Annotated in this window: 30 protein-coding genes; 16 read left to right on the top strand and 14 right to left on the bottom strand. The window is 70.8% G+C overall.

The window, feature by feature from the left end:
- The first annotated feature begins 1 nt into the window (after position 1).
- From MKK69_RS24545 to MKK69_RS24535, 3 genes are read left to right on the top strand one after another with little or no spacing between them, the layout of a single operon-like run.
- Positions 2-1,222: a phosphopentomutase gene (locus MKK69_RS24545; RefSeq protein ID WP_243972232.1), complete on the top strand. Its 1,221-nt coding sequence runs from the start codon at positions 2-4 to the stop codon at positions 1,220-1,222.
- Between the two features lie 10 nt (positions 1,223-1,232).
- Complete coding sequence (locus tag MKK69_RS24540; RefSeq protein ID WP_243972230.1) at positions 1,233-1,424, top strand: DUF1192 domain-containing protein; 192 nt, start codon at positions 1,233-1,235, stop codon at positions 1,422-1,424.
- Between the two features lie 3 nt (positions 1,425-1,427).
- A complete protein-coding gene (locus MKK69_RS24535; protein WP_243972228.1) occupies positions 1,428-2,720 on the top strand; it encodes a leucine-rich repeat-containing protein kinase family protein in 1,293 nt (430 codons plus the stop codon).
- 36 nt (positions 2,721-2,756) lie between these two features.
- Here MKK69_RS24535 and MKK69_RS24530 read toward each other — a convergent pair whose 3' ends face one another.
- From MKK69_RS24530 to fliL, 5 genes are all read right to left on the bottom strand, one after another.
- A complete protein-coding gene (locus MKK69_RS24530) occupies positions 2,757-3,356 on the bottom strand; it encodes a cysteine hydrolase family protein (protein WP_243972226.1) in 600 nt (199 codons plus the stop codon).
- Positions 3,357-3,494: 138 nt separating this feature from the next.
- Positions 3,495-4,346, bottom strand: a complete 852-nt coding sequence (locus MKK69_RS24525) for a MotE family protein (RefSeq protein WP_243972224.1) — start codon at positions 4,344-4,346, stop codon at positions 3,495-3,497.
- Entirely contained in the window at positions 4,343-4,849 is a 507-nt protein-coding gene (locus MKK69_RS24520) for a DUF6468 domain-containing protein (RefSeq protein ID WP_243972222.1), read from the bottom strand. Before MKK69_RS24520 ends, MKK69_RS24525 begins: the two co-directional genes overlap by 4 nt.
- A gap of 120 nt (positions 4,850-4,969) precedes the next feature.
- Positions 4,970-6,184: a flagellar motor switch protein FliM gene (fliM, locus tag MKK69_RS24515; protein ID WP_409564871.1), complete on the bottom strand. Its 1,215-nt coding sequence runs from the start codon at positions 6,182-6,184 to the stop codon at positions 4,970-4,972.
- A gap of 64 nt (positions 6,185-6,248) precedes the next feature.
- On the bottom strand, positions 6,249-6,812 hold the full coding sequence (gene fliL / locus MKK69_RS24510) for a flagellar basal body-associated protein FliL (protein ID WP_243972220.1): 564 nt from the start codon (positions 6,810-6,812) through the stop codon (positions 6,249-6,251).
- Between the two features lie 255 nt (positions 6,813-7,067).
- Between fliL and flgF the strand changes: the two genes are divergently transcribed.
- From flgF to MKK69_RS24480, 6 genes are read left to right on the top strand one after another with little or no spacing between them, the layout of a single operon-like run.
- Entirely contained in the window at positions 7,068-7,808 is a 741-nt protein-coding gene (gene flgF, locus MKK69_RS24505; RefSeq protein WP_243972217.1) for a flagellar basal-body rod protein FlgF, read from the top strand.
- Positions 7,809-7,819: 11 nt separating this feature from the next.
- On the top strand, positions 7,820-8,611 hold the full coding sequence (gene flgG, locus MKK69_RS24500; protein ID WP_243972215.1) for a flagellar basal-body rod protein FlgG: 792 nt from the start codon (positions 7,820-7,822) through the stop codon (positions 8,609-8,611).
- A 25-nt stretch (positions 8,612-8,636) separates the two neighbouring features.
- Entirely contained in the window at positions 8,637-9,767 is a 1,131-nt protein-coding gene (gene flgA / locus MKK69_RS24495) for a flagellar basal body P-ring formation chaperone FlgA (protein WP_243972213.1), read from the top strand.
- 57 nt (positions 9,768-9,824) lie between these two features.
- Entirely contained in the window at positions 9,825-10,574 is a 750-nt protein-coding gene (gene flgH, locus MKK69_RS24490) for a flagellar basal body L-ring protein FlgH (protein WP_243972211.1), read from the top strand.
- Positions 10,575-10,594: 20 nt separating this feature from the next.
- Positions 10,595-11,008 (top strand): HEPN domain-containing protein, encoded by a 414-nt coding sequence (locus MKK69_RS24485; protein ID WP_243972208.1) that lies wholly within the window; start codon positions 10,595-10,597, stop codon positions 11,006-11,008.
- Positions 10,987-11,442 (top strand): hypothetical protein, encoded by a 456-nt coding sequence (locus tag MKK69_RS24480; protein WP_243972206.1) that lies wholly within the window; start codon positions 10,987-10,989, stop codon positions 11,440-11,442. Before MKK69_RS24485 ends, MKK69_RS24480 begins: the two co-directional genes overlap by 22 nt.
- 23 nt (positions 11,443-11,465) lie before the next feature.
- On the opposite strand, the gene MKK69_RS24475 is transcribed toward MKK69_RS24480, so the two are convergent.
- From MKK69_RS24475 to MKK69_RS24460, 4 genes are all read right to left on the bottom strand, one after another.
- The gene (locus MKK69_RS24475) at positions 11,466-12,764 is read right to left on the bottom strand and encodes a Gfo/Idh/MocA family protein (RefSeq protein ID WP_243972204.1); all 1,299 of its coding nucleotides are present in this window, start codon (positions 12,762-12,764) and stop codon (positions 11,466-11,468) included.
- A 147-nt stretch (positions 12,765-12,911) separates the two neighbouring features.
- Positions 12,912-13,649, bottom strand: a complete 738-nt coding sequence (locus MKK69_RS24470; RefSeq protein WP_243972306.1) for a phosphatase PAP2 family protein — start codon at positions 13,647-13,649, stop codon at positions 12,912-12,914.
- Positions 13,650-13,687: 38 nt separating this feature from the next.
- Positions 13,688-14,206: a 2'-5' RNA ligase family protein gene (locus MKK69_RS24465; protein WP_243972202.1), complete on the bottom strand. Its 519-nt coding sequence runs from the start codon at positions 14,204-14,206 to the stop codon at positions 13,688-13,690.
- 26 nt (positions 14,207-14,232) lie between these two features.
- Complete coding sequence (locus MKK69_RS24460) at positions 14,233-15,348, bottom strand: SPL family radical SAM protein (RefSeq protein WP_243972305.1); 1,116 nt, start codon at positions 15,346-15,348, stop codon at positions 14,233-14,235.
- Between the two features lie 73 nt (positions 15,349-15,421).
- Here MKK69_RS24460 and MKK69_RS24455 point away from each other — a divergent pair, with 73 nt between their 5' ends.
- The gene (locus tag MKK69_RS24455) at positions 15,422-16,390 is read left to right on the top strand and encodes an alginate O-acetyltransferase AlgX-related protein (RefSeq protein ID WP_243972200.1); all 969 of its coding nucleotides are present in this window, start codon (positions 15,422-15,424) and stop codon (positions 16,388-16,390) included.
- Between the two features lie 11 nt (positions 16,391-16,401).
- Here MKK69_RS24455 and MKK69_RS24450 read toward each other — a convergent pair whose 3' ends face one another.
- Positions 16,402-16,626, bottom strand: a complete 225-nt coding sequence (locus tag MKK69_RS24450; RefSeq protein ID WP_243972198.1) for a hypothetical protein — start codon at positions 16,624-16,626, stop codon at positions 16,402-16,404.
- Between the two features lie 274 nt (positions 16,627-16,900).
- On the opposite strand from MKK69_RS24450, the gene MKK69_RS24445 reads away from it, so the two are divergent.
- The 6 genes from MKK69_RS24445 (at position 16,901) to MKK69_RS24420 (ending at position 21,173) form a co-directional block, all read left to right on the top strand.
- Positions 16,901-17,884, top strand: a complete 984-nt coding sequence (locus MKK69_RS24445) for a glutathione S-transferase family protein (protein WP_243972196.1) — start codon at positions 16,901-16,903, stop codon at positions 17,882-17,884.
- A gap of 124 nt (positions 17,885-18,008) precedes the next feature.
- Complete coding sequence (locus MKK69_RS24440) at positions 18,009-18,476, top strand: hypothetical protein (RefSeq protein WP_243972194.1); 468 nt, start codon at positions 18,009-18,011, stop codon at positions 18,474-18,476.
- A gap of 71 nt (positions 18,477-18,547) precedes the next feature.
- A complete protein-coding gene (gene trxA / locus MKK69_RS24435; RefSeq protein WP_243972192.1) occupies positions 18,548-19,462 on the top strand; it encodes a thioredoxin in 915 nt (304 codons plus the stop codon).
- Between the two features lie 49 nt (positions 19,463-19,511).
- Positions 19,512-20,177: an LON peptidase substrate-binding domain-containing protein gene (locus MKK69_RS24430; protein WP_243972189.1), complete on the top strand. Its 666-nt coding sequence runs from the start codon at positions 19,512-19,514 to the stop codon at positions 20,175-20,177.
- Positions 20,178-20,189: 12 nt separating this feature from the next.
- Positions 20,190-20,396: a Trm112 family protein gene (locus MKK69_RS24425; protein ID WP_243972187.1), complete on the top strand. Its 207-nt coding sequence runs from the start codon at positions 20,190-20,192 to the stop codon at positions 20,394-20,396.
- Between the two features lie 387 nt (positions 20,397-20,783).
- Positions 20,784-21,173, top strand: a complete 390-nt coding sequence (locus tag MKK69_RS24420) for a hypothetical protein (RefSeq protein ID WP_243972185.1) — start codon at positions 20,784-20,786, stop codon at positions 21,171-21,173.
- Between the two features lie 58 nt (positions 21,174-21,231).
- Here MKK69_RS24420 and MKK69_RS24415 read toward each other — a convergent pair whose 3' ends face one another.
- The 4 genes from MKK69_RS24415 to MKK69_RS24400 all read right to left on the bottom strand — a co-directional run bounded on the left by MKK69_RS24415 (position 21,232) and on the right by MKK69_RS24400 (position 25,776).
- A complete protein-coding gene (locus MKK69_RS24415; protein ID WP_243972184.1) occupies positions 21,232-21,594 on the bottom strand; it encodes an STAS/SEC14 domain-containing protein in 363 nt (120 codons plus the stop codon).
- A gap of 77 nt (positions 21,595-21,671) precedes the next feature.
- Positions 21,672-23,873 carry a primosomal protein N' gene (locus tag MKK69_RS24410; protein WP_243972182.1) on the bottom strand — a complete coding sequence of 734 codons (2,202 nt, stop codon included), beginning with the start codon at positions 23,871-23,873 and terminating at the stop codon, positions 21,672-21,674.
- Between the two features lie 146 nt (positions 23,874-24,019).
- Positions 24,020-24,277: a hypothetical protein gene (locus MKK69_RS24405; RefSeq protein ID WP_243972180.1), complete on the bottom strand. Its 258-nt coding sequence runs from the start codon at positions 24,275-24,277 to the stop codon at positions 24,020-24,022.
- A 209-nt stretch (positions 24,278-24,486) separates the two neighbouring features.
- Positions 24,487-25,776 carry an App1 family protein gene (locus tag MKK69_RS24400; RefSeq protein ID WP_243972178.1) on the bottom strand — a complete coding sequence of 430 codons (1,290 nt, stop codon included), beginning with the start codon at positions 25,774-25,776 and terminating at the stop codon, positions 24,487-24,489.
- Between the last annotated feature and the right edge of the window lies 1 nt (position 25,777).

Here is a 25,777-nt window from a genome sequence, read left to right as displayed (position 1 = left end):
CGTGCCGCGCGCGCTGATGATCGTCCTCGATTCCGTCGGCATCGGCGGCGCCCCCGACGCCGAAGCCTACGGGGATGCCGGCTCCGACACCCTCGGACACATCGCGGAACGCTGTGCGGCGGGCCTGGGCGACCGGGCGGGGCTCCGCGCCGGCGCGCTGCGCCTGCCCCATCTCGCCGCCCTCGGCCTCGGGCTCGCCGCCGCCGGCGCCTCGGGCCGGATCCCGCCCGGTCTTAACACCGCGGGCCGGCCGGCCGGCGCCTACGGCCATGCCGTGGAGACGGCCGCCGGCAAGGACACACCGTCCGGCCACTGGGAGATCACCGGGTTGCCGATGCCCGAACCGTGGGGCCATTTCCCCGAGACGCGGCCGGCCTTCCCGGCGGCGCTGACGCAGGCCCTGATCACGGAGGGCGGATTGCCCGGGATCCTGGGCGATCGGCACGCCCCCGGCGTCGCCATCATCGATGAACTCGGGGCCGAGCACGTCCGGACCGGCCGGCCGATCTGCTACACCTCCGCCGACAGCGTGTTCCAGATCGCCGCCCACGAAGAGGCCTTCGGCCTGGAAGCGCTCTACGCCCTATGCCGCGTCGCGCGCCGCCTGTGCGATCCGTACCGGGTCTGCCGGGTCATCGCCCGTCCCTTCGTGGGCTCGGCGAAAGCAGGGTTCCGCCGGACCGGCAACCGCAAGGACTTCGCGGTGGCACCCCCGGGCCGCACCCTGCTCGACCGCGCCGAGGCGGCCGGCCGGAGCATCGTGAGCGTCGGCAAGATCGGCGACATCTTCGCCCACCGGGCCACCGGCCGCGAGATCAAGCCGGGTCCGAACGCCGCCTGCCTGCAAGCGGGCCTCGATGCCCTGGCCGACCTGACCGACGGCGGCCTGATCTTCGTCAACCTCGTGGATTTCGACACCGAGTACGGCCATCGCCGGGACGTGCCGGGCTATGCCGCTGAACTCGAAGCGTTCGACGCCCGGGTCCCGGAGATCCAGGCGGCGCTCCGCCCCGGCGACCTCGCCATCATCACCGCCGACCACGGCAACGACCCGACCTGGACCGGGACCAACCACACCCGCGAGCAGGTGCCGGTCCTGGCCTTCGGACCCGGCGTGACGCCCCGCTCCATCGGCCGGCGGGACAGCCTTTCGGATATCGGCGCCACGGTGGCGGCCCATCTGGGCCTGCCCTGGGACGGCGCCGGACGACCGTTCCTGTAGGGAGGACGACGTGCGGGACGACGACGAACGGCCGCGCAAGGCCGCGGTCCACGAGATCGGGCAGCCCCTCGACACGCTGTCGCTCTCTGACCTCGACGCGCGCATCGCGCTGCTGCGGGCCGAGATCGCCCGGATCGAGGCGGCGCGGGCGGCCAAGCAGGCGGCGCAGGGGGCGGCCGACGCCTTCTTCAAGCGGGGCTGAGGGTTGGACCGGACCGAAACGCTTGCGGCCCTGCGGCGCGGTGAGCTTGGCGGCGCCCGCGAATTGCGGCTGCCCGACGGGCTCACGGAAGTCTCGCGGGAGGTCTTCGCGCTGGCCGACACGCTGGAAGTGCTGGACCTCGGCAGGGGCAGCCTGACCGACCTGCCCGCCGATCTCGGCCGCCTGCACCGCCTGCGGGTGCTGTTCGCCTCCGGCAACCCGTTCCCGCGCCTGCCGCCGGTCCTGGGCGACTGCCCGACGCTGAGCCAGCTCGGCTTCCGCGGCTGCGGCATCGGGGAGGTGCCGGCGGAGTCGCTGCCGCGCGATCTGCGCTGGCTCACGCTTACCGACAACCGGATCGGGACTCTTCCTGACGCAATCGGCGCCCGTCCGCACCTGCAGAAGCTGATGCTGGCGGGCAACCGGCTCGCGCATCTGCCCGAAGGCCTCGCGGCCGCGGACAATCTGGAGCTGATCCGCCTATCCTGCAACCGGCTCGACGCCCTGCCGCCATGGCTCACCCGGCTGCCGCGCCTAGCCTGGATCGCCTATGCGGGCAATCCCGCCGAGCCGGCGACGGAGCCAGCGGCGGCCGCGCGCGTGCCCTGGGGGGAGGTGGCGGTCGGCGATCTCCTGGGGGAGGGGGCCTCGGGCCGGGTCCATCGCGCATCGTGGCGCGGGAAGCCCGTGGCGCTGAAGCTGTTCAAGGGGGCGATGACCAGCGACGGCCTGCCCGAGCGCGAGATGGAAGCCTGCCTGGCAGCCGGTACGCATCCGGCCCTCACAGGCGCCCTCGGCCGGCTCGAAGGCCATCCCGACGGCACCCAGGGTCTGCTGCTCCGGCTGCTGCCGCCGCATTGGCGCGTCCTCGCCGGACCGCCGAGCCTCGCAAGCTGCAGCCGCGACGTCTACGATCCGGATCTGCGGCTCGATCGGGAGCGGGTCCTGCGGATCGCACAATCCGTGGCCGAGGCGGTGGCCCACCTGCACGGGCGCGGCCTGCTCCATGGCGACGTCTACGCCCACAACACGCTGTGGGACGCCGGGACCGGTGCGGCCGTGCTCAGCGACTTCGGGGCCGCCTCGGCGCTGCCGGCGGGGGAGGGCGAGGCGGCGCTCGGACGGATCGAGGTGCGGGCCTTGGGGATCCTGCTCGGCGAACTCCTCGACCGTTGCGTTCAGCCCCCGGCGGACCTGCGGTCCCTGGAACAGGTCTGCCTGCACGCAGACCCGGCCCGGCGTCCCGGACCGGCGGAGGTGGCCGCCACGCTGCGACGGCTATCCGCCTCAGCCTAGCGGGGGCGCGTCTCGCCCGGGATTCGCGCGCGCGGCTCAGTCCGGGATGTCGGCCTGCCGGCGCGCCACCACGGCGAACAGGTCGCCCAGCGCGGCGAGGCTCGCAGCCTGGAGCTGGGCGGCGGGCACCGCGCTGCCGTCCGGGCCGGGCAGCTCGCGCGTGGCGGTGGCGGCGGCCACCACGGTCGGGCGGAAGCCGAGCGTGAAGGCGCCGCGGGCGGTGGAATTCACGCACATATGCGTCATGAAGCCCGCCAGCACGACGTCCCTAACGCCCGTCGCCTCGAGCCGAGCCTGGAGGTCGGTGCCGACGAAGGAATTCGGATAGGCCTTGGTGATCACCGGCTCGCTGCCCTGCGGGGACACTTCCGGACTGATCTGGCCGATCGGAGCGGTCACGTCGTAGGGCGAACCGGGCCCGGCATCGTGTCGCACGTGCAGGATCGGGATGCCGGCCGCCCGCGCACGCCGCAGGAGATCCGCCGCCTCGCGGAGGGCGCTCTCGACGCCGTCGAGCCGCATGACCCCCTCGCGATAGGTCTGCTGCAAGTCGATCATGACGAGTGCCGAGCCCGCGAGCGGGGCCGGCTCCGGGCTGAGGCCGGAGAGGCCGCGGAGGGTCGCCAGATCGGACATGCGGTTGCTCCCGGGGCGCGCCGCGCGGGGCGCGACGGCGTTCTGTTGGGCGGGATCCTACACCGGGCGTCCGAGCCCGCACCATAAATCATAGCGCCGTCGCGCCGCGCCAGACGCGCGGCAAGCCGGGGGGCTGCGCTACCGCGCCGGCGGCCCGGGATCGATCGCCGGAAGCTCGCTCGCCGGCAGGCCCGCGCCGGCCTGGACCTGCGTCCCGGCACCGCCCCGGGCGCGGTTGGCGAGCGCCACGGTCAGGCGTTCGGCGGTCTCCGGCTGCATCACCGCCAGAACCTCGGCCATCTTGCGCGGGTTCATGGCCAGAACGATCGGGACCAGCACCTCGTGGCCGAGCCGGTCGAACACCCGGGCGGCATCCTTGGGCTTCATCGCTTCGTACATCGTGACGATGTTCTTGAGGCCCTGCTTCTCGGAATCCTCCTTGGCCTTGGCCACCGCGTCGACCTTGTCCTCGGCCTTCTTGAGATCGCCGAGCCCGGTCTCAAGCTTCCGCTCGGCCTCGCCCAGCATCTTCTCGCGCAGCTCCAATTCGTCGCTCTTCTGGCGCAGGGCGTCGCGCCGGGCGCCGAGCTTCTCCAGGATCGCGCGCTCGGTGGGGGAAGCCGAAGCCGCGGCGGCGGCCGGCTGGGCCGGGGGCGGTTCCGGCGCCTTCTCGGGCTCGGCGGGTTCCGCCTTGGTGCCGACCGATCCGGTGGTGACGGGATCGGACACGTCGAAACCGGTGCGGGCCCGGGCCACCGCCCGTCCATAATCCGGCAGGAGACCGCTCTCCGGCAGGCCGGCCTGAAGCAGGCTGAGGAGCTTCAGGACGAGGAGCCCGCCCGCCGCGAGGGCCACGGCATCGATGAGGCGCAGCCGCACCGGCCGCACGGTCTTCGGGCGGGAGCGTCGGAGCGCCGTGCCGGCGCGGCGTATCTTCGCCTCGGGATCCGGCTTCGGCGGCGGGATCTTCGGAGCCTTGACCCCGGTCACGCGGCGCGCGCCCGGACGCGGGCCAGCGCGCGCTCGCTCATGGCGAGGGCTGCTGCGGCCGCGGCGCCGAGGCGCTCGCCGTTCGGGCTCGCGGGTTCGGCACGGCGCGGCGTCGGCATCGCCGGCTCGGGGGCCGCCGGCGCGGCGGGCGCCGGTTCCGGTCGGGCCGGCACGGCGCGCATCTGCGCCACGATCGCTCCGATCCGCGCGACCACGGCCTCCCCGGCCTCGACCTGCTGCGACAGCTCGACGGTGCGGGCCGCGGCGGCCTCCAGGCGGGCATTGAGGGTGCGGTCGGCCTCGTCGATCGCGGCGCGCAGGCCCGCGATGGCGCGCTCGGCGGTGCCGGTCGCCACCATCAGGTCGCCGATCGTCTGTCGGAGGGCGCCCTCGTCGCCCTTGAGCTGACCGATCCGGCGCGAGAGCCGCAGGGATGTGACGATGGTCGCCGCCAGGAGGACCGCCACCAGGATGTCGGTGGCGAGGGTGACGAAGAGACTCATGATGGGACCCTCATCGATCCTCGCCCAACGTCCGGGGCACCGGACCCTGGACGCTGGGCTAGCTTGTTGATCGGCATCGTGTTTTTCCGAAAGCCGGCGACCATCTGACGGGACGCGGCTTCAATTGTCCGAGCGATTGTTCATGGAGGCCTCGTAGGCCTGGATCGTCGTGCGCGAGCGGCGCAGGGGCCGGGTGACCTGCACGGCGATGTGGCCGTCGACGCGGCCCATCCGGCCCTGGGTCAGCGCCCAGTCGCCGCAGCGCACGGTGATGAGATCGGAGGGTTTGGCCTCGAACATCAGCGTGTCGCCGACCTTGAGGCCCATGACCTGCTTGAGCGGCAGCATCATCTCGTGCAGCACCGCCTGCATGGTCACGTCGGCCTGCCAGATCTCGGTGGCGAGGTGGCCTTCCCAGACATGGTCGCGGCCGAGCTTCTCGCCCATGAAGCTCTGGGTGAGGAGTTCGCGGATCGGCTCGATCGTCGCGTAGGGAAACAGGATCTGCAGCATGCCGCCGCGCCCGTCGACGTCGAGGCGCAGGCTGATCAGGATCGCGGCGTTGCCGGGCCGGGTGATGGTGGCGAAGCGCGGATTGGTCTCGATCCGGTCGATGCCGAAGGTCACGGGCGAGAGCGGCTGGAACGACAATTCCAGGTCACCCAGCACGATCTCCACGAGGCGACGGACCAGCGTCATCTCGATCGCGGTGAACGGCCTGCCGTCGAGTCGGCTCGACGTGCCGCCGCGCTTGCCGCCGAGCAGCAGGTCGAAGGTCGCGTAGGCGAGGTTGGAATCGACCGTGACGAGGCCGGAATTCTCCCATTGCTCGGCCCGGAACACGCCGAGCAGCGTCGGCAGCGGGATCGCGTTGAGGTAGTCGCCGAACCGCACGGAGGTGATGTTGTCGAGCGTCACCTCGACGTTGTCCTGGAACAGGTTGCGCAGGGAGGTCGACAACAACCGGATCATCCGGTCGAAGACGATCTCCAGCATCGGCAGGCGTTCGTACTGAACGACGCCCGAATCGACGATGGCCTGCACGCCCCCGGCCCCGGAGGCCGAGAGTTCGCGCATCGAGAAGCCGAGGACGCCGTCGATCTCGTCCTGGTTCAGCACCCGGTCGTTGCCGGCGAGTTCGGGGAGGTTGTCGCTCTCCCCGTCCTCGATCATCGTCGCCCATTCGGCGGCGACGTCCCCTGCGCTGCGCGTCGTGCCCTGTTCGGCGAGCGCCGCGCCCCATTCCTCGGCGAGCGACGAGTCACCGCCCTCGGCCCCCTGCTCCAGCAGGGCGGCGGACCAGTCGTCCTCGGGGAGTGCGTCCTCGGGTTCCATCAGGCCTGCTCGCTCGGGCCCCGGCCGTGTGCCGCGCCGATGACGGGAAGAATCTCCGGCCGCATCACTGGACGATCACGTCCTTGAACAGCACCGCCTCGACCTTGGCGGGGTAGAGCGCGACGTTGACGCGGCGCAGCAGTTCCTCGCGCAGCCGGAACAGGCCCACCGAGCCGGTTAGGTCGCTCGCGCGCAATTCGCGCATGTAGACCTGCAGCGCGTCCTCGACCCGCGGCATCAGCGGCTTCACCTCCTCCTCGACCTTGGCGTCCTTCAGTTCGAGGGCGAGCCGCACCTTGGCGTACTTGACCTTGTCCTGCGGCAGGTCGGGGCTGAGGTTCAGCACCATCTCGCGCACCTCGACGAACACCACCGGCTTCTTGCCGTCGGGACCGGCGGCGTCCCCGCCGTGGCCGCCCCCGTGCCCGCCCCCATGTCCGCCCTCGGCGACCTCCTTGCCGTCGTCGTGGCCACCGCCATGCCCCATCATCAGGAAGGCCCCCCCGCCGCCCAGGATCAGGACCGCGGCGGCGGCGACGATGATCATGAGCTTCTTCTTGCCCTTCGGGGCGGCTTCGGCGCCGGCCTCGCCCTCCTCGGCGGAGGCCTTCTTGGGCTTCTTGGCCATGGCAATAATGCTCTCTCGCCGGAATCCGCGCCCGGGTACGCCTCGATATCGGAGCATCACGGTTAACGCGCCGTTAAGCCGGCAATTCCTGCCGGGCCAGGATTGCCGCAGCGCAGCCCCGACCCGCCGCGAGGACCACCGGATTCACAATCAAGTCCCTACAGATTAACGGAAATTCCGAACGGATTCCCGTGGCATGCCGCATGCTGAATGGATCGTTGCCGCCGCCGCGGCACGCGAGTCCCAGAGTCCACGATGCAGAATGCTCTCCTCGTCGGCGTGTCGAGCCAGATGGCGCTTCAGCGCGAGCTGGACGTGATCGGCAACAACATGGCGAACGTGTCGACCACTGGGTTCAAGGCCCGCAGCAGCCGCTTCCAGGAATACCTGATGCCGGTGGCGAGCGCGGATTCCTTCGCCCGGCCGGACCGGCGCCTGTCCTACGTCATCGACCAGGGCACCACCCTCGACCTGGGGCAGGGCCCGATCGAGCAGACCGGCAACCCGCTCAACGTCGCCATCAAGGGACCGGCCTTCATCGCCGTGCAATCGGCCCAGGGGGAACGCTACACCCGCAACGGCGCCTTCGAGATCAACGCGCAGGGCACCCTGGTGACCAGCGACGGCGACCCGGTCGTGGGCGACGGCGGCCCGATCAGCATCAACGCGCAGGAGACCGGCCTCGCCATTGGCTCCGACGGCACGGTGTCGACCAATCTGGGCATCCGCGGCAAGATCAAGCTGGTCACCTTCGCCAACCCCCAGCGGCTCACCAACGAGGGCGGTAACCTCTACGCCTCGCCGGAGGCCGCGACCCCGGCCGGCCTCGAAGGCCGCGTCGAATCCGGCGCCCTGGAACGGTCGAACGTCCGCCCGGTGATCGAGATGACCCGGCTCATGGACGTGAACCGGTCCTACACCATGGTGTCGAGCATGATCACGCGCCTCGACGAGTTGCGGGGCACGGCGATCAGCCGCCTCGCCAACGTCGCCTAAGGGGACCGGCGATGCGCGCCCTCTACTCCGCCGCCACCGGAATGGCGGCCCAGGAGCTGAACGTCCAGGTCATCTCCAACAACATCGCGAACCTGCGTACCACCGGATACAAGCGCCAGCAGGTGCACTTCCAGGATCTGCTCTACCAGAACCTGCGCCGGGCCGGCTCCTCCACCTCCGAGCAGAACACGCAGCTCCCCGCCGGGCTGGCGATCGGCTCGGGCGTGAAGACCACCTCGACCGCCCGGGTGATGTCGCAGGGCACCCTCACCTCCACGGAGAAGGACTACGACGTCGCCATCCGCGGCGAGGGCTTCTACCGTGTGACCATGCCGGACGGCCGCACCGGCTACACCCGGGACGGCTCCTTCGATCTCTCGGCCTCGGGCCAGCTCGTGACCCGGGACGGTTACCTGCTCGATCCGGCCATCACCGTGCCGCAGACCGCGACCTCGGTGACGATCAGCGCCACCGGCGCCGTCCAGGCGACGCTGCCGGGCCAGACGGCGCCGCAGGCGCTCGGCCAGTTCCAGCTCTCGCGCTTCGTCAACAAGGTCGGCCTCGAATCGATCGGCGACAACCTGTTCGTCGAGACCGCCGCCTCCGGGCCGGCGATCAGCGGCCTGCCCGGCGCCGAGGGCTTCGGCAACCTCCAGCAGAGCTACCTGGAGGAGGCCAACGTCAATGCCGTCACGGAGATCTCGTCGCTGATCGCGGCGCAGCGCGCCTACGAGATGAACTCGAAGGTCGTCACCGCGGCCGACCAGATGCTCTCCACCGCCTCGCAGATGTTCCGCGGCTAAGCGCACCGCCTTCAGGTTCAAGATCATGAATACCGGTCTGCTCCCCGACTCCGCCTCCGATTTCCTCGCCCTGCCCCTCGTCGGCACGGGCGAGGACGAGTCCGACCTCAACCCGATCCTCCGCCGACCCCGCCCGCGGGTCACGCCCCTAGGAATGGCTCCGGTGGTGCGCGCGGTGCTGGCCGTGCTGACCGTCGCGATGCTCGGCGCCCTGGCGATCCCGGCGATAGCCCGGGCGGAGGGCCTGCGCCTGCGCGGCGACGTGACCGCCCGCGGCGACGTGCTGACGCTCGCCGACCTGATCGAGGGGGCGCCGACCGCCCTGGCGGCACGTCCGCTGTTCCGCTCGCCCGCCCTCGGTGCCACCGGGACGATCCAGAGCCGCCGCATCCTCGAGGCCGTCGAAGCGCTGGGCCTCACCGGCATCGAGACCGGCGGCCGGCTGCAGATCGCCGTGCAGCGCGCGGCCCGCCGGATCGGGCCGCCGGAGATCGAGGCCGCGCTCAAGCACGGGTTGGAGACCGGCTACGGCCTCGACCCGCGCAACCTGTCGGTCCGGTTCGACGGCGATGGTCCGACGCTCCTGGCGCCGGTCGACCTCCAGGGCCAGGCCGCGGCCGTGGACCTGACCTACGATCCGCGCTCCCGCCGGGTCGCGGGGCTCGTCAGCCTGGGCGAGCGGCAGGCGTCGCTGCGCGTCTCCGGCGTGGTCCTCGAGATGCGCGAGGTGGCGGTCCTCACCCGCGCCCTCGACCGCGGCGAGACGGTGAAGGCCGGCGACCTCGTCACCGACCGGCGCCCGCGCGAGGCGGTGGCCGCGGACGCCCTGGCGAGCGCCGGCGCGGTCGCCGGTGAGGTCGCCCAGCACGCCCTGGCGGCCGGAACCGTGCTGCGGACCGGAGACACGGCCCCGCCCGAACTCGTCACCCGGGGCGAGAGCGTGACCATCGTCTACGAGACGCCCAGCATCAGCCTGGCGATGCGCGGCCTCGCCAACCAGGGCGGCCGCCTCGGCGCCGTCGTCAATGTCGTCAACACGGCCTCCCAGAAGGTCCTGCAGGCGACCGTGATCGGCCCGGGCCGGGTCTCGGTGGGCCCCGGCCCGGCGACCCAGCAGGCCGCCGCCCCCATCCAGGCGACCGCCTCCCTGCGCTGATCGCCCGTTTCGGCGTGGTCCACGCGTAGACCGCAAGAGTAGCCCGAGAGTACCCCGATGGCCCCGCGCACCGTCCTGAACCCGCTCGCCGCCGCGCTGATCGCCGGGGCGCTCGGCGCCTGCAACACCGCCGACCGGCTGTCGCAGGTCGGCGCGACGCCAGCCCTGTCGGCGATCGAGGATCCGACCAGCCAGCCCGGCTACAAGCCGGTCCGGATGCCGATGCCCGACGTGCAGCCGGTCTCCTACGCGCCGAACTCGCTCTGGCGCACCGGCTCGCGCGCCTTCTTCAAGGACCAGCGCGCGGCCCGGCTCGGCGACATCCTGACCGTGAAGGTCAACGTCACCGATCAGGCCAACATCAGCAACGAGACCAAGCGGACCCGGGCCAACACCGAGAGCTTCGGCTTGCCGAACGCCCTGGGACTCGAGAACAACGCGGTCGGAAAGTCCCTCGGGGTCGGCGCAACCGCCCTGCTCTCCGCCACCTCGGCGACCTCCAACGACGGCGTCGGATCGGTCCAGCGCGCCGAGACCGTGACCACCAACGTCGCCGCCGTGGTCACGCAGGTCCTGCCCAACGGCAACCTCGTGGTCGAGGGCAAGCAGGAGATCCGGGTCAATTTCGAGATCCGCGAGATGGTCGTCGCCGGCGTGGTCCGGCCGGAGGACATCGAATCCGACAACACCATCGACTCGGCCAAGATCGCCCAGGCCCGGATCGCCTATGGCGGCCGCGGCCAGATCACCGACGTGCAGCAGCCGCGCTACGGCCAGCAGATCGTGGACATCCTGCTGCCGTTCTGAGGTGATGATTCGGGCGGCCCATGAACCGACGGGCGTGGAAGAGGCGCGCGGAGGATCATCTACGCGCCGCACAGACCCTCCTGGCGGCCGGACAGTTCAGCGTCGCCTATTATCTGGCCGGGCTGGCGGTCGAATGCGCCCTCAAGGCGCGGATCGCGCGGTCGTTCCGCAGCGCGACGTGGCCACTCCGGCAATTCGCCAACGACATACACACCCACGACCTGTCACGGCTCGTCATCCTAGCGGAGCTGCGCGACCAGCGGCTGGTCGCCGCCTTGCGCGATCCACCCTTTCTCGATGCCTGGGATATCGTGGCGAAGTGGACGGTCGAGGCCCGTTACGCCGAGTGGTCAGAGGAGGAAGCACACGATATGCTCGATGCCGTCGCGCGGCGGCGATCCGGTGTGATGCCATGGATAAGACGTCACTGGTAGACGATGATATCGGTGTCGGCCGACGGTTTGTCGCTGCGCTGGAGAAGGCCGGCTTGCCGGTCGCAGCAGCGATGTGGTTCCGGCAGCTGTCGTACGACACGTGGATGCTCGGGATCGCCAGCCCCAACGTTCAAGCCCACGGTCCGCTCTCGGTCATCAGGCTCACGGATGCGGTCCGTCAGACCGGTTTCTCCGACTGCATAAACCGGGACGACCTGTTCTTCTTCAACACGTCTCGGCAGGTGCTCGACGATCTTGCGTCCCTGCCCAAGACGCTAACGGAAGGGGTCCGAGAGGTCTGGAGCTTCCGCGTGAATCATGTTGACATCGACAAGGCGTTTTTCTTTCACCTCGCACTCGATCGACGCGCGACGGAAGTGGCGCCGATCCCTCCAGGCGGGAAGAAGGGCGTCCTGCGCAAGCGCGTGGCCTGACTTTCTCAGTTAACCGCCGGCACTCAGCCCGCCTCCTCCGGCTCCGGCCCCCGGGTCACGTCGAGGCCTGATCCCGCGCCGGGCGGCGGCCCGACCTTCACCGGGGCGCCGGTGCGGGCGGCCTCGTAGATCGCCTCCATCAGCACCTGATCCTGCAACCCCTCCTCGCCGGGGGTGCGCGGACGCAGGTTCTCCTGGATGCATCGGGAGAAATGGTCCATCTCCAGGGCGAACTGGTTCTTCGCGGTCAGGATCCTCTCGTTCCGGGCGCCGGCCTTTCCGTCCTTGTGGCTCACGAACAGGCGCTGGCCCTCATAGGCGAAGGCGTTCTGGAGATCGACCGAGGCGTTACCGGTGTGCAGAGTCAGGCTGCGCGCCTCGTAGACGCCGTAGCTCGACAGGCACTGCGCGATCACGCCCGACGGGAACCGCATCGTGAAGCTCACCGTCTCCTCGACCTCGCGGTATTTGGGGTCGTCGGGCGGCGAATGGATCTGCGCCTGAATCAGATCCGGCTCCTCGCCGAGCACGGCGCGGGCTGTGTTCAGGCAGTAGAGGCCGATATCCGGCAGCGCGCCACCGCCCGACAGCGCCTTCCGGAGGCGCCACTGCTCCGGGAGACCGGTGGTCTGCCCGTTGAACGCCTGGATCAGCCGCGGCTTGCCGAATTCGCCGGTGCGCGCGAGCCGGATCACGGCGCGGTTATGCGGCTCGTACTGGCAGCGATAGGCGATCATCAGCTTGACGTTGGCCCCGGCGCAGGCCGCGATCATGTCGCGGCATTCCTGCGAGGAGACCGCCATTGGCTTCTCACAGAGGATTTGCTTGCCCGCGGCCGCCGCCGCCAGGACGTTGTCCCGGTGGACGCCGTTGGGCGTCACCACGTAGACCGCGTGGACATCGGGATTGGCCCGGAGCCGGTCCCATTCGTCGTAGCCGTAGACCGCGTCCTCCGGCAGGCCGTACTGGCGCGCCACGAGCTTGGCCTTGTCGGGGGAGCCCGACATCACCGCGGCGAGCCGCGAGCGCTTGGCCTCCCCGAAGGCCGGCAGGATCTCGTCGAGGCTCAGGCGTCCGAGGCCGACGACGCAGTAGCCGACGCGCTGGCCGGGCGGCTGCGGGGCCGGGGTCGGCGCGGGCGGACGATCGCCCGGCCCGCGCCAGTTCGGGAACATCACCCGTCCACCCTGGACCGCGCCGGTATCGGCCGGGACCGAGGGTGCCGGCGGGGCCGCCTGCGCGCCGCCGCCGATCGTGGCACCCGCCAGGGCGCTCCCGGCGGCGAGGAGGGTGCGTCGAGAGAGCCGCGTATCGTCCGCCATGGGCCTCGCCGTGTCGCAGCATCGGAAGGGTGGCGCCGGGGCGCCGGGGTTATGGGCCCGGGGCGCCGATGGCGCACCCGTTTCGCTTATGAACGCCGCCAGGTTCCGGGCTGTTTCCACAAAGCTGCGCGGCGCGCGGACGCGTCGTCACGCGGGCGGTGGGTCCGGGGCCTCGACCTCGCCGCGGCGCTGCAATTGGAGGGCGACGAACCAGCACAGGCATGCCCAGGCCGCGCCGATGCACCAGCCGGCCAGGACGTCGCTGGGCCAGTGGACGCCGAGATAGATCCGGCTGATGCCGACCAGCAGGGTCACGGCGACGCCGAGCCCGAGCACCAGGGCCTTCGCCCGCCGGTGGCGCTCCACCCGCGCCACCAGGGTCGCCAGCGTCAGGTAGGCGATGGCCGACATGGTGGCGTGCCCGCTCGGGAAGCTCGCGGTGAACACCTCCATGCCGTGGGGGACGAGGTCCGGCCGCGGCCGCTGGTAGAAGAGCTTGAGCACCGTCGAGACCAACTCGCCGCTGCCGACGGCCGCGAGCACGTAGAGGCCGATCCGCCGCCGGCCGGACACCGCCAGATAGGCGGCGATCGCACAGGTCAGGAACAGGACCGTGAAGACGCTGCCGAGACCGGTGATGTCGCGCATTGTCTCCTCGAGCCAGGGCGGCCCGATCGGATCGGCGAGGTCGGCCGGGTTGCGCAGGGCGAGCAGGATGCGCCGGTCGAGGGCCGCCGTGGAGCCCTCGCCGACCTCATGGGCGAGGTAGAAGAAGCCGTAGCCGAGGATGCTCAGGCCGAGCAGGGCGACCAGGGGCCCGACCTCGTTGAGGCGCAGCCGGAGCCAGACAGCCGTGGCGGGCTCGATCAGCCGGTTACGTCGCATGCCGCCCGGGACCGGCACGGCACGGTTGTCCCGAGCCATCAGGCGTTCTCCCCGAAGGCGAGGCGGGCGACCGCCTCCCAGGGCCCGCCGAGATAGCGCCACAGCCGGGTCGCCGGGGCGGTGAAGCGGAACGGCATGAAGCCCGCCGCCAGATCGGCGTGGAGCCGGCGCGCCACGTCCGGTGCGACCTTGTTCTGCACCGTCACGTGCGGGCGCCAGCCCTGCCGGTCCTGTGCCGTCAGATAGGGTTCGAACTCGGCGGCGAGGCGGCTCCGGAAGGCCGCCAGGGCCGGCGCGTCCAGCACGTAGGCGACGCCGCGTCCGGTGAAGCGCAGGCCCGTCACCGCGACCTCCGGGGGCGGGACCGTGCGCGCGAGGGCGGCGACCGCCGCGATCACGCCGCGCTCCCGGTCCCCGGGCAGGTGATGGAACAGCGTGGCGTGGGCGGGGATGACATTCAGGGATTCGGGGAAATGCCGGCGTCGCTCGCCGTCGAAGCGGACGAAGGTCGGCTCGTCGAAGGCGAGGGTCAGGATCAGGGGGGCGGTCTCGGTCATGCGGCCGAGATGGCGCCCGTGGCCGCTCAGGTCCAGTAGAGCACCCGCGCCGCGGGCAGGTCACGGGCGAGACATGTCGTCAGATGGGCGCGCATCGCCTGCATCAGCGGCTTCGGGAACACGTATTTCACCGAGCCGAACTTGGTGCGTTTCTCCACGCGGTCGGCCTCGTCCAGGGGCAGGTCCGAGCCCGGATACCAGCCGCGCAGGACCGTCTTGGATCCGGGGGTGAAGCGGTGGGTGATCAACTCTGCGGTGAGGTCGAGGTCCGGCACGCCGGCAAGGGCGTCGGCGGCCGCGCGGATCAGCTCGGCATAGCCCGCCTCCCAACCTTCGACCGGCAGGATCGGCGCGATGGTCAGGCCCACGGGATAGCCGGCCCGCGCCATCTGCCCCAGGGCCGCGAGCCGGGCGTCGAGCGGGTCGGTTCCCCCCTCGTAGCGGGTGGCGGCCCGGGCATTGACCGAGACGCGGATCCGGGTCCGGCCGTTGTGCGGCAGGTCGAGGAGCGGCGCGACCGCGGCGAACTTCGTGGTGAAGCGCAGCTGCACCGGCGCGTCCCAGGCGCCGAAATGGCGGATCGCCGCGGACAGCGAGCCGGTGAGATGCTCGATGCCCAGCGGATCGGTGTAGCAGGAGGCCTCGAAGGTGGTTCCCTCCTGCGCGCGCTCGGCGGAGGCCGAGGTCACCGTGCCGCGCCCGGCATAGGCTTCGAGATTGCCCAGGATCGCGTCGAGATTGGCGTAGGCACGGGTCACCGGCGGCCCCTGGAGGGAGCCCGCGAGGTAGCAGTACTGGCAATGGGCCGGGCAGCCCTCGGCGAGATCGAAGCGCCAGTCGGCCGAGGGCGGGATCGGCTGGAGCCGCAGCTTGGTGGGCGGCGCCACCGTGAGGGCGAGGGTCGCCTTGGCGGCCGCGTAGGCCCGGCGCGGGTCGGGCTCGCGCGGGCTCGGCAGGCGGTTCGATGCGAGGCGCTCCACCGGCAGGCCCAGCGCCTCGGCGCGGTCGAGCATGGCCCGGCCATGGGCGTGCTCCAGCGCCGCCGGCGTCGCCAGCACCCGCCGGGGCTGCCAGAGGCGGATCGGCCTTGGGCGCTCCCGGCGATCGGGGGTTTCGAGGACCGGGGCGGGCGAGGGCAACATCCCGGGCGAACGCGCGGCCATGCGAGGCGGGTCCGGCCTAGTCGACCGGTCCCGGTGCGGCTAAAGCACCGCCATGTCAGCAGGCAGGGAGAGCGTACATGTCGGCCGCGAGGGCTGGTTGTTTCTCACCGGGGGCACCAACCGCGTCCTGGACCGCTACCGGGGCGGCCTGCGGCACTGGCTGCTGCTGCGGCGCTGGGCGCGGCTGATCACGACGCGAGCGCGGCACGCGGACCGCCTCGGCATCCGCTGCCTCCACGTGATCGTACCTGAGAAGCTCTCGGTCTACGACGACAAGACCGACGGCCTGCGCTACGCCCCCGCCAGGGCCTCGACCCGGCGCCTGGCCCGCCGCCTCGCCCGCCACCCCGCCTATCTCGATCTCCTGGCCCCGCTCCGGGCCGCCCGGCACGGGCCGGTGCCGCTCTACCTGCGCACGGACACCCACTGGACGGTGCAGGGCTGCCTGCTGGCCTACCGCGAGATCATGCGCGTGCTCGGGGCGATCCCGCCGGCCGATATCGGGACGCGCCCGAAGGTCGTCTCGGACGAGCTCATGGATCTCGGCGAAAAGCTCCGCGACCGGCCACGCGAACGCCTCGAACGATTCATGCTGCAGCGCGATGCGCGCCGGGTCGAGACCGGCCCGCTGCTCGCCGCCTACGAGGCGGAGGAACGCGACCGGGAGGTGCATGTCGGCGCGCATGTCGTCTACCGGAACGATGCGCCGACCGCGGATCCCCGTCGCCTCGTCCTGTTCGGCGATTCCTGCGCGCATTTCGACCCGTTCATGTTGACCGGGCTGCTCGCCGAGAGCTTCTGCGAGGTCCACTTCGTCTGGTCCGCGGGCCTCGACTGGCCGTATATCGAGCGCGTGCGCCCCGATATCCTGCTGTTCGAGGTGGCCGAGCGGTTCCTCGCACGCCTGCCGAAGGACGATTTCGACGTCACGGTCGCGGGCCAGCGCGGGACGGGCGGCCGGCTCGCACAGATCAGGGCAGGCGGCCTGAAACGGCGGCCGAGCGAAGGTGCCGATCGGTAGATCGGTGCCGATCAGTAGATCGCCGTATCCATCCGGGCGAAGTCGTTGATGCCGGCGGCCTGGTACTTGGCGAAGGATTCCGGCGCGCAGGCGATCCCGATCATGAGGACGAGGAGGGTCGCGAGGCAGGCGAGCGTGGCCGTGACCACGTCCGCGTGCCGCCTCAGAGCGTGAATCAACAGGCATCCGAACGTGAACAGGGCCGCCTCGGCAACGGGCACCAGCGCGAACGACATCACTCCACCTCCATCGACGTCCCGCCAAGCCCTGTGGCCGATCTGACCGGCGCCGGCGGACGGACGCGGGAGAGATGCCGCATTTTGCTGCACTGCAACAGAAGGGCCGATGCAAGCCTGCCTTGCGCTGAACTCGCGGGCCGGGGGGCACGCACCGGGCGGGCGTCGGGTACGTGCTCGGAGCCCCAGCGCCGGGCGACTTCCCCCGGGCGACGGGCGTCCCATCTGGAACGGGACCGGCCTTGGCGCTGGACTGGTGGGACGGGATACGACGATGGGACTTCTGGTAGACGGCGTCTGGCGCGATCAGTGGTACGACACCGCCGCCACGGGTGGCCGTTTCGAGCGGAAGGCCTCGGCCTTCCGCAATTGGGTCACCGCCGACGGCGCGCCAGGGCCTTCGGGGGCGGGCGGCTTCCGCGCCGAGCCGGGCCGCTACCACCTCTACGTCTCCCTGGCCTGCCCCTGGGCCCACCGCACCCTGATCGGGCGTGCCCTGAAGGGCCTGGAGGCGGCAATCACCGTATCGGTGGTCGATCCGCATATGGGATCGGAGGGGTGGGTGTTCGGTGATACGCCGGGGGCGACGCCGGACCCGATCCACGGCGCCCGGCGCCTCTACGAGGTCTATCTGGCGGCGGACCCGTCCTATACCGGCCGCGTCACCGTTCCGGTGCTGTGGGACCGCCAGCGGGCCACCATCGTGTCGAACGAATCGGCCGAGATTTTGAGAATGCTGAACGGCGCCTTCGGCGGCACGGGGCCTGACCTGTACCCCGAGGACCTGCGCGCCGAGATCGATGCGGTGAACGCCCGCGTTTACGACGGGGTGAACAACGGCGTCTACAAGGCGGGTTTCGCCACCACGCAGGACGCCTATGCCGGCGCCTTCGAGGCCCTGTTCGCGGAACTCGATGCCCTCGACGATCGCCTCGGCCGGACCCGTTACCTCTGCGGCGACCGGCTCACCGAGGCGGATATCCGCCTGTTCACCACCCTGGTGCGGTTCGATCCCGTCTATGTCGGCCATTTCAAGTGCAACCGGCGCCGGATCGCCGATTACCCGAACCTCTCGAACTATCTGCGCGATCTCTACGCGCTCCCGGGCGTCGCGGCGACCGTCGACCTCACACATATCAAGCGCCACTATTACGAGAGTCATCCGACCATCAACCCGACCGGGATCGTGCCGCTCGGGCCGGACCTCGACTTTTCCGCCCCGAACGATCGGGTCCTGCGGTTCGGCGCGCGGGCGTGAGCCCACGACCGCCGCGGCACGACGACCGGATCCCGGATTTGACGCGCGCGCGGCGCTGAAACGGTATCCCCTTCGGCGCCGCGTGCTCTAAGTCGGCCTTCAACCGGAGGATGTCCGACACGCCATGACGAACCGCCTGCGCCTCGCCCTGCTCTGCGCCCTCGTCACCCTGCCCTCCGCGGCGCGCGCCCAGGCGGCTCTGCGCCTGGACGGCACCTGCGAGAAGCTCGTGATCGGGACGCAGGATCTCAGCGCCTCCTGCCGGAATGTCCTGACGAACGCAGTGAGCCGCAACCGCACCAGCTTCGATTTCTCCACCTCGGACGGTCGGACCCTCAGCTTCAGCGGCAACGGCGCCCAGCAGGAGGCCACGGAGGAGACCGATCCGCTGCAGCCGATCAATGTCGTCACCACCGGCACGGACGCCGCGCCGACCCTGGCGATCGGCGCCTGCCGATTCTCGACGCCGGAACCGGGCCGCACGGCGATCACCTGCGAGGCCAGCGCGGCAGATGGGCGACCCTTCGCGGGGACTTTCGTGACCGTGGCTCGGGCCGCGGCGGGGGCGCCGGCCGCCCCGGCACCGCGCTGAACCGGACTGGTCAGACGGCCTCGCAAGCCCCATTTAAGCGGCTCCAGCAAAAAGGTTCCGAAGCCAGACCGATGCTCAACGATATCCTCGCCGGGGCCGGCGCCCCGGCCGTCGACACAGGCTCCCTGATCAAGGACACGACCACCGCGAGCTTCCGCCAGGATGTGATCGCCGAGTCGATGCACCGTCCGGTGCTCGTCGACTTCTGGGCGCCCTGGTGCGGGCCCTGCAAGCAATTGACGCCGGTGCTGGAAAGGGTCGTCCAGGAGGCCGCGGGCGCCGTCGCGCTGGTGAAGATGAACATTGACGAGCACCCCTCGATTGCGGGCCAGCTCGGCATCCAGTCGATCCCGGCGGTCATCGTCTTCCAGAAGGGCCAACCGGTCGACGGCTTCATGGGTGCGGTGCCCGAGAGCCAGATCAAGGAACTGATCGGGCGCGTGGCCGGTCCGATGCAGGATCCGATCGAGGCCGCCCTGGCCGATGCCGCCGCCCTGATCGAGGAGGGTGACCTCGCCGGCGCCTCCGAGATCTACGCCGCGATCCTGGAGCAGCAGCCCGACAACGTCCCGGCGCTGGCCGGCCTCGCCAAGATGCAGCTGGACGCCGGCGAGATCGAGAACGCCAAGCGGGTGATGGCGATGGTCCCCGAGGCGAAGGCCGCCGATCCGGCTCTTGCCGGCATCCGCGCCGCCCTGGACCTCGCGGAGCAGGCCGCCTCGCTGGGCGATCTGGCGGGCTTGCAGCGGCAGGTCGACGGCGATCCGGATGCCCATCAGGCGCGGTTCGACCTCGCCCTGGCCCTTGCCGCCGCAGGGGAGCGCGGCCAAGCGGTCGATCACCTGATCGAGCTGCGCAAGCGCGACAGCGCCTGGAATGACGACGGCGCGCGCAAGCAGCTTCTGCAGTTCTTCGAGGCCTGGGGCGTGATGGATCCCGACACCATCCGCGGGCGGCGCAAGCTCTCGGCCCTTCTCTTCTCGTGAGGCGCCGGCTCGCGCTCACGCCTATCCGTCCGCCCCTCTGCGAGGCGCCATGAGCACCCATGCGAGCTACAAGGGCCCGGCGGATTGCCCCGCGGTGATCCCGGTCTTCCCCCTCTCGGGGGCATTGCTCCTGCCCCGTGGGCAGATGCCGCTGAACATCTTCGAGCCCCGCTACGTGGCGATGATCGACGACGCCATGCGGACCGATCGGATCATCGGCATGATCCAGCCCGATCCGGAGGGGTCGGGTGCGGCGAGCCCGAAGCTCTACCGCGTCGGCTGTGCCGGCCGGATCACGCAATATGCCGAGACCGGCGATGGCCGTTATCTGGTCTCGCTCACCGGGATCAGCCGATTCCGGATCGAGAGCGAGCTCGCCTCGACCAGCCTCTATCGGCGCTGCCACGTCTCCTATGACACCTTCGCGGTGGACTTCGCGCCGCGGGCGGGCGAGGAGCATGTCGACCGCGACGGCGTGCTCAAGGCCCTGCGCGACTTCGTGGAGTCGAACGACCTCAAGGTGGATTGGGCGGGGATCGACGAGGCGCCCGACGAGGCGTTGGTCAACGCGCTCTGCATGATGAGCCCGTTCGGCGTCCGCGAGAAGCAGGCGATGCTCGAAGCCCCGGACCTCAAGACCCGGGCGGAGATCCTGATCGCGGTCACGCAGATGGAAATGGTTCGGGGTTCGGGCCCCGAATCGACGATGCAATAGGGTGCGCGCGCGATGTCCAACGACCTCACCACCCCCGTGGAGGCGACCCGGGTGGATCCGAAGCTCCTCGAGATCCTGGTCTGTCCGCTGACCAAGGAGACGCTGGAATACGATTCCGCCCGTCAGGAGCTGATCAGCCGCTCCGCCAAGCTCGCCTATCCGATCCGCGACGGCATCCCGATCATGCTGCCGGAGGAGGCCCGGCCGCTCACGGATTGACGGCCGGTCGGGGGTCTGCCGGGGGAACTGAGACGCGTGGCAGGTTTGGACTGCCATACCCCGTGACGGGGGGATGAGCCCAAACCCGATCTGTCAATCCGGCAGATTCTTCGGGGGCGGGGACCTGCGACACCATTTCTCGCAACCCAGACCAGAGAGCGACTGAGCGCAGTCAAACCAGCACCGTCTGACATGATACGGCACGCATCACTTCGCCGCAGGTGAAAGATCCGGCCAACCATGTCTGCAGGATCTAATCACGCCGGACATCGCCGCCGGCCATACTCTTGCCGTGTCCCGCGTTCAGCCTAGGGTCATCCTCGATCAACGATTCTACTTCTGCGCGCCGCGGCGTGCAGAATTTGCATTGCTGAGAGATTGCCCCGGATGATCAATTCAACCGCCGTTGCGGCCATCGCCACTGGCCTGTCCCTCATGATCGGCATGCCCGCAGAGGCTGAGCCGAGCAGCCACAACGGGACCTGGGCGGTGGAGTTGGTCACGGACAGCGGCCTGTGCAGCGCCCGCTATTCCTACGCGCTCGCCATCCGTGAGGGACAGGTACAGCTCGTCTCAGGGGGCGCCGGCGCCCGGGTGAACGGCCACGTCAGCGCGGACGGCCTTGTCGGGCTCACCGTCAACAACGGCACCGCGAGCGGCACCGGGACCGGACGGCTCCAGGGCGGCAGCGGCGCCGGAACCTGGAAGGTCTCGTCCCTCTGCGCCGGACGCTGGACTGCCCGGCGCAGCGACACCCGCACCGCGGAGGTGGAGTGACGGGGCCTGAGATCGTCGATGCTCCCGAAGCGCGATTGTCACCCTTCGGGATCAGGTCTTAGGCCGCCGCTGCGAGCCAGCTGCGTGCCTCGTTCAGGCGGGCGCGCTCGAACACCTTGATCTGCGTCGGCGAGACGAAGTTGAACGTCTCAGCCAGGGCCTTCAGCCAGGGGGCGTCCGTCACCAGGGCGACGTGGCTGACGCTCTTCATCATCGAGAAGCCGAATCGCGGGTCCTTGAAGAAGGCCGCCGGCTCCATGCCCTCGAAGGCGCGGATATCCTCAAGCAGCTTGATCTTGCCGCCCTTGTCGAGGTCGGCCTTCATGGCCGTCATCGCCGCGTTCATCTCCTCGTCGGAGATCTTGCCGTCGACCACGATCTCGGCGACGTTTGAATCCGGCGTCTTGGTATAAGTCAGCACTGATCGCTCCTCCGGGAACCGCCCGCGCCCCGTCGCCGCTCTGAGGCGCGGGGTTCGCCGCCCGTGGCTCCAGTGTCCTACAAAAAGCTCTGCGGGTCGACATCGATGGCGACTCGAACGTTGCCGCGCACCTTCGGCCCCCGGGAGAGCCAGGCCCGGAGATAGCCCTGGAGGTCGACGTTGCGCTCGGTCTTGACCAGCAGGCGGAAGCGGTAGCGCCCCCGGATCAGGGCCAGCGGCGCCTCGGCGGGCCCGAGGACCATGACCCCATCGGGCGGCTCGGCGGCCCGGGCCAGCGCCTGCCCGTGCGCCTCCGCGACCGCGCGATCGTTGGCCGAGACGATCAGGGCGGCGAGCCGGCCGAAGGGCGGCAGGCCGGCCGCCTCCCGGGCCTGGATCTCCTCCGCGTAGAAGCGCTCGGCATCCCCCGACAGCAGGGCCGCGATCACCGGATGATCGGGCTGGTAGGTCTGGACGAGCGCCCGGCCGGGCTTGTCGCCGCGGCCGGCCCGGCCGGTCACCTGCTGGAGCAGCTGGAAGGTGCGCTCCGCCGCCCGGGGATCGCCCGAGGTCAGGCCGATATCGGCGTCGAGGACGCCGACCAGTGTCAGGAAGGGAAAGTTGTGGCCCTTGGCCACCAGCTGCGTGCCGATCACGAGGTCGCATTCCCCGGCCGCCACGGCGTCGAGTTCCTGCCGCAGGCGCTCGGCACCGCCGGGGAAATCGCTCGACAGCACGACGATGCGCCGGCCCGGAAACACGTCGGCAGCCTCCTCGGCGATCCGCTCGACGCCGGGGCCGCAGGCGGTGAGGTTGTCGAAGGTGCCGCACTCGGCGCAGGCCTCCGGACGCCGCTCGGCGTAGCCGCACTGGTGGCAGACCAGGGCCCGGCGGAATCGGTGCTCCACGAGCCAGGTCGAGCAGTTCCGGCACTGGTAGCGGTGGCCGCAGGCGCGGCACAGGGTGAGCGGCGCGTAGCCGCGGCGGTTGAGGAACAGCAGCGCCTGCTCGCCCCGCTCCAGGGTGTGCTTCACCGCGTTGACGAGCGGCGGGCTGAGGAAGCGGCCGCGTTCGGGCTGGTCCTTGCGCATGTCGATCGCCGCGATGTCGGGCATGCGCCGGCCTCCGAACCGCTCCGGGAGCAGGACGTGCCGGTAGCGCCCGCGCGCCGCGTTCACGCGGGTCTCGATGGCGGGCGTCGCCGAGGTCAGCACCACCGGGCAGCCTTCGAGGCGGCCGCGCACCACCGCCATGTCGCGGGCGTGGTAATGGACGCCGTCCTCCTGCTTGTAGGCGGTCTCGTGCTCCTCATCGACCACGATCAGGCCGAGGCGGGCGAAGGGCAGGAACAGGGCCGAGCGGGCCCCGACTACGACCAGCGCCGCGCCCTCGGCCACCGCGGCCCTGAGCCGCTCGCGCCGCTTGCCGCCGATGCCGGAATGCCACGCCGCCGGACGCACCCCGAACCGGGCGGCGAAACGGTCGAGGAACTGCGCCGTTAGGGCGATCTCGGGCATCAGGATCAACGCCTGCAGCCCGGCCCGGATGCAGGCGGCGACCGCCTCGAAATAGACCTCGGTCTTGCCCGAGCCGGTGACGCCTTCGAGCAGCACCGGTTTGGTGTCGACGGCATCGGACGCCGCCGCCTCATCGGACGGCCGATGCCACGGAAATCCCTCCAGCAGGGCCGTGACGGCCTCCGCCTGGGCGGGGGAGAGGGGCGTCCGGGGAAAGTCCGGATCGGGCCGCGGTGCGACCGGCTCGGGCTCGACCGCGACGGTCGCCAGAACGCCGTCGTCGATCAGCCCGTCGACCACCGAAAGCGAGACCCCGGCCTCCTTGGCGAGCGCACTCTTGCCGCGCAGCGCGCCATCGGCGGCGACCGCCAGCACCTTGGTGCGGGCGGGGGTGGCCCGGGTGGGGGGCTTGTCGGTGAGGCGTACCGCGACTCGCGCGGTCTCGGTCGCGGCGGCTTCGTCCGGCAGGCGCAGCACCATAGCAAGCGCCGAGCCCTTCGGCGCCAGCGTGTAGCGGGCGATCCAGTCGACCAGGCTGCGCAGCGGCTCCGAGAGGGGCGCTACCGGGAAACGGCCCGTCACCGGCCGCAAATTCGAGCCGCCCGCGGTCTCGGTCAGCCCCCACACGACACCGACGATCTCGCGCGGGCCCAGCGGCACCTGGACCACGTCGCCGGCGGCGAGGTCGAGCCCCGTCGGCACCACGTAGCTGTAGGTCGTATCGAGGGCGAGCGGGATCAGGATCTCGGCGACGAAGGGCATGCAGGGCTTTTCGGGCGGCTCCGTTCCGGGTACGTACCATAAGCCGCGCGAAAAAGACCCGCCGCTTCAGCGACGGCGCAGGCCGGGGACCCGGAGCGGCGAGCAGCAACCCCATCATCCCCGGATGGGCCCTCGCCTGGGCGGAATCAGCAGGTGCGGCGGACGGCGTAGCGGTAGCGGCGGCCCTGCGCATCGAGCAGTTCGCTGTCGGGACTCTCCTGCCAGACGACTTCATCGTCGGGCCCCGCGGCATTCGTGAGGGTCGCGCCGCGGACGATGTCGAGATTCAGGCCGAAGCCGTAGCTGACGGCCGTCGCCTCCGTGATGGCGGAGGCGATGTCGGCCTCGTCGGGGAGGCAGGCGAACAGGACGCCGTCGGAAATGGCCAGGGTGTAGGTTTGCACGAATGAGCTCCAGACTCTCCGTAAGCGGGGACCGGCGCGACAGCGGCGGAAGCTAGGGACCGCGGCCGGGATGTGAAGCGCGTTCGCCGAAGTGCTGCATTGCAACATCTCGTGAGGCCGCCGGTCCGATACAACCGGGTTCCTATTCGCTCAGCGGGTTGCAGACGCGTCCGGGAAGCACCTCTGCGGGTGGGCCGTCCGGCCCGCAATCAGCTCCTGATGCCGGGTAGGCCGGCTGGGTTCTCCGGCTCGACCACCACCGTTGTCGGTACGGCGCCTTCTCCGGCCAGGGCGTCCGCGAGGGTCTCCGGCTCGATCGCCGCCCCGGCTGATCCGCCGGTGCCCGACGGCACCGGCGTGATCCGGGCGGTCTCCCGCCGGGGCCCGGTTTCCGCATCGGCGGCGTGCTCGTCGGCAACCCCCGCCACGGTATCGGGGGCGATCAGGCCGATGGCGGCCGCGTGCTCGGCCATGGCGACACTGTCGGCGGCCAGGACCAGGCTCGATCCCGCCCGTGCGACTGCGCCTGCCAGCCGCACGATCTCCTCGACCCGGGCGGCATCGCGGGACACGTTGCGGATGTAGACCGCGAGCACCCGCCCGGGATTCTCCTCGACGATCTGTGCATAGACTTCCGGATCGTGCTGGCCGCTGTCGCCGATCAGCACGAAGGGCAAGTCCCGGTAGAGGGCGAGCATGTGGCGGATCAGCGCCTGCTTGTGGTCCGTGGCGCGACGCGGCAGCGGGTGCGTCCAGGACAGCCCCCATTCCCGCAGGAACAGCACCGGTCCCACCGGAATGCCGTGACGCTGGAAGAACTCCGACAGCATCTCGTAGAGGCCCCAGGGCGCGCGGGAGACGTAGAGCATCGGGTTGCCCTCGGCGCCGCCGGCGCCCGCGTGGAGCGCCCGGTACAGGGCGGCGACCCCGGGGAAGGCGACCCGGCTCTCGGCATCCTCCACGAACAGCCGCCACAGCATCTTCAGCTTGTTGGCGACGCCGGTGCGCATGACCGTGTCGTCGATGTCGCTGACCACGACGCAGCGGCAGCCGTCCGGAGGGATGAACACCGCGCCCTCGGCGGGGATCGCCGGTTGTCCTTCAAGGACGAGGTCGACCGGATGCCAGCGGCCGCGATCGTTCGGAAAGTCCTGTGGGTGCAGGTGCACGCGGAAGTAACCGTCGCGGTCGGTCTCGACGCGAGCCCGGTCGCCGCCGAACGCGGCGGTCACCACTGCCCCGGCGACCGTCCGCCGGGCGATGCGGCGACGCAGATCGCGCCACTGTGCCCGCAGCGAGTCCGGATCCTCCCCCGGGATCCCGGGGGATTGCCGGAAGACCCGGCCGATCAGGAAGATCGCATCCCGGGAGCCGTAGCCGCGGTAGGGCTCGACCACGAGCCCGCCGCGGCCCTTGCCGCCATGACCCTGGGCGCGGCGGACCGGGCGGACGAGAATCCGCAGCGCCTTGGCGACGCCCCTGCCTGCGCGCGAGGCCATG

The organism is Methylobacterium sp. J-026, from assembly GCF_022829585.1.
Lineage (GTDB): Bacteria > Pseudomonadota > Alphaproteobacteria > Rhizobiales > Beijerinckiaceae > Methylobacterium.
Note: the sequence above shows the minus strand (reverse complement) of the source record. Positions and strands in the feature narration are given on the sequence as shown.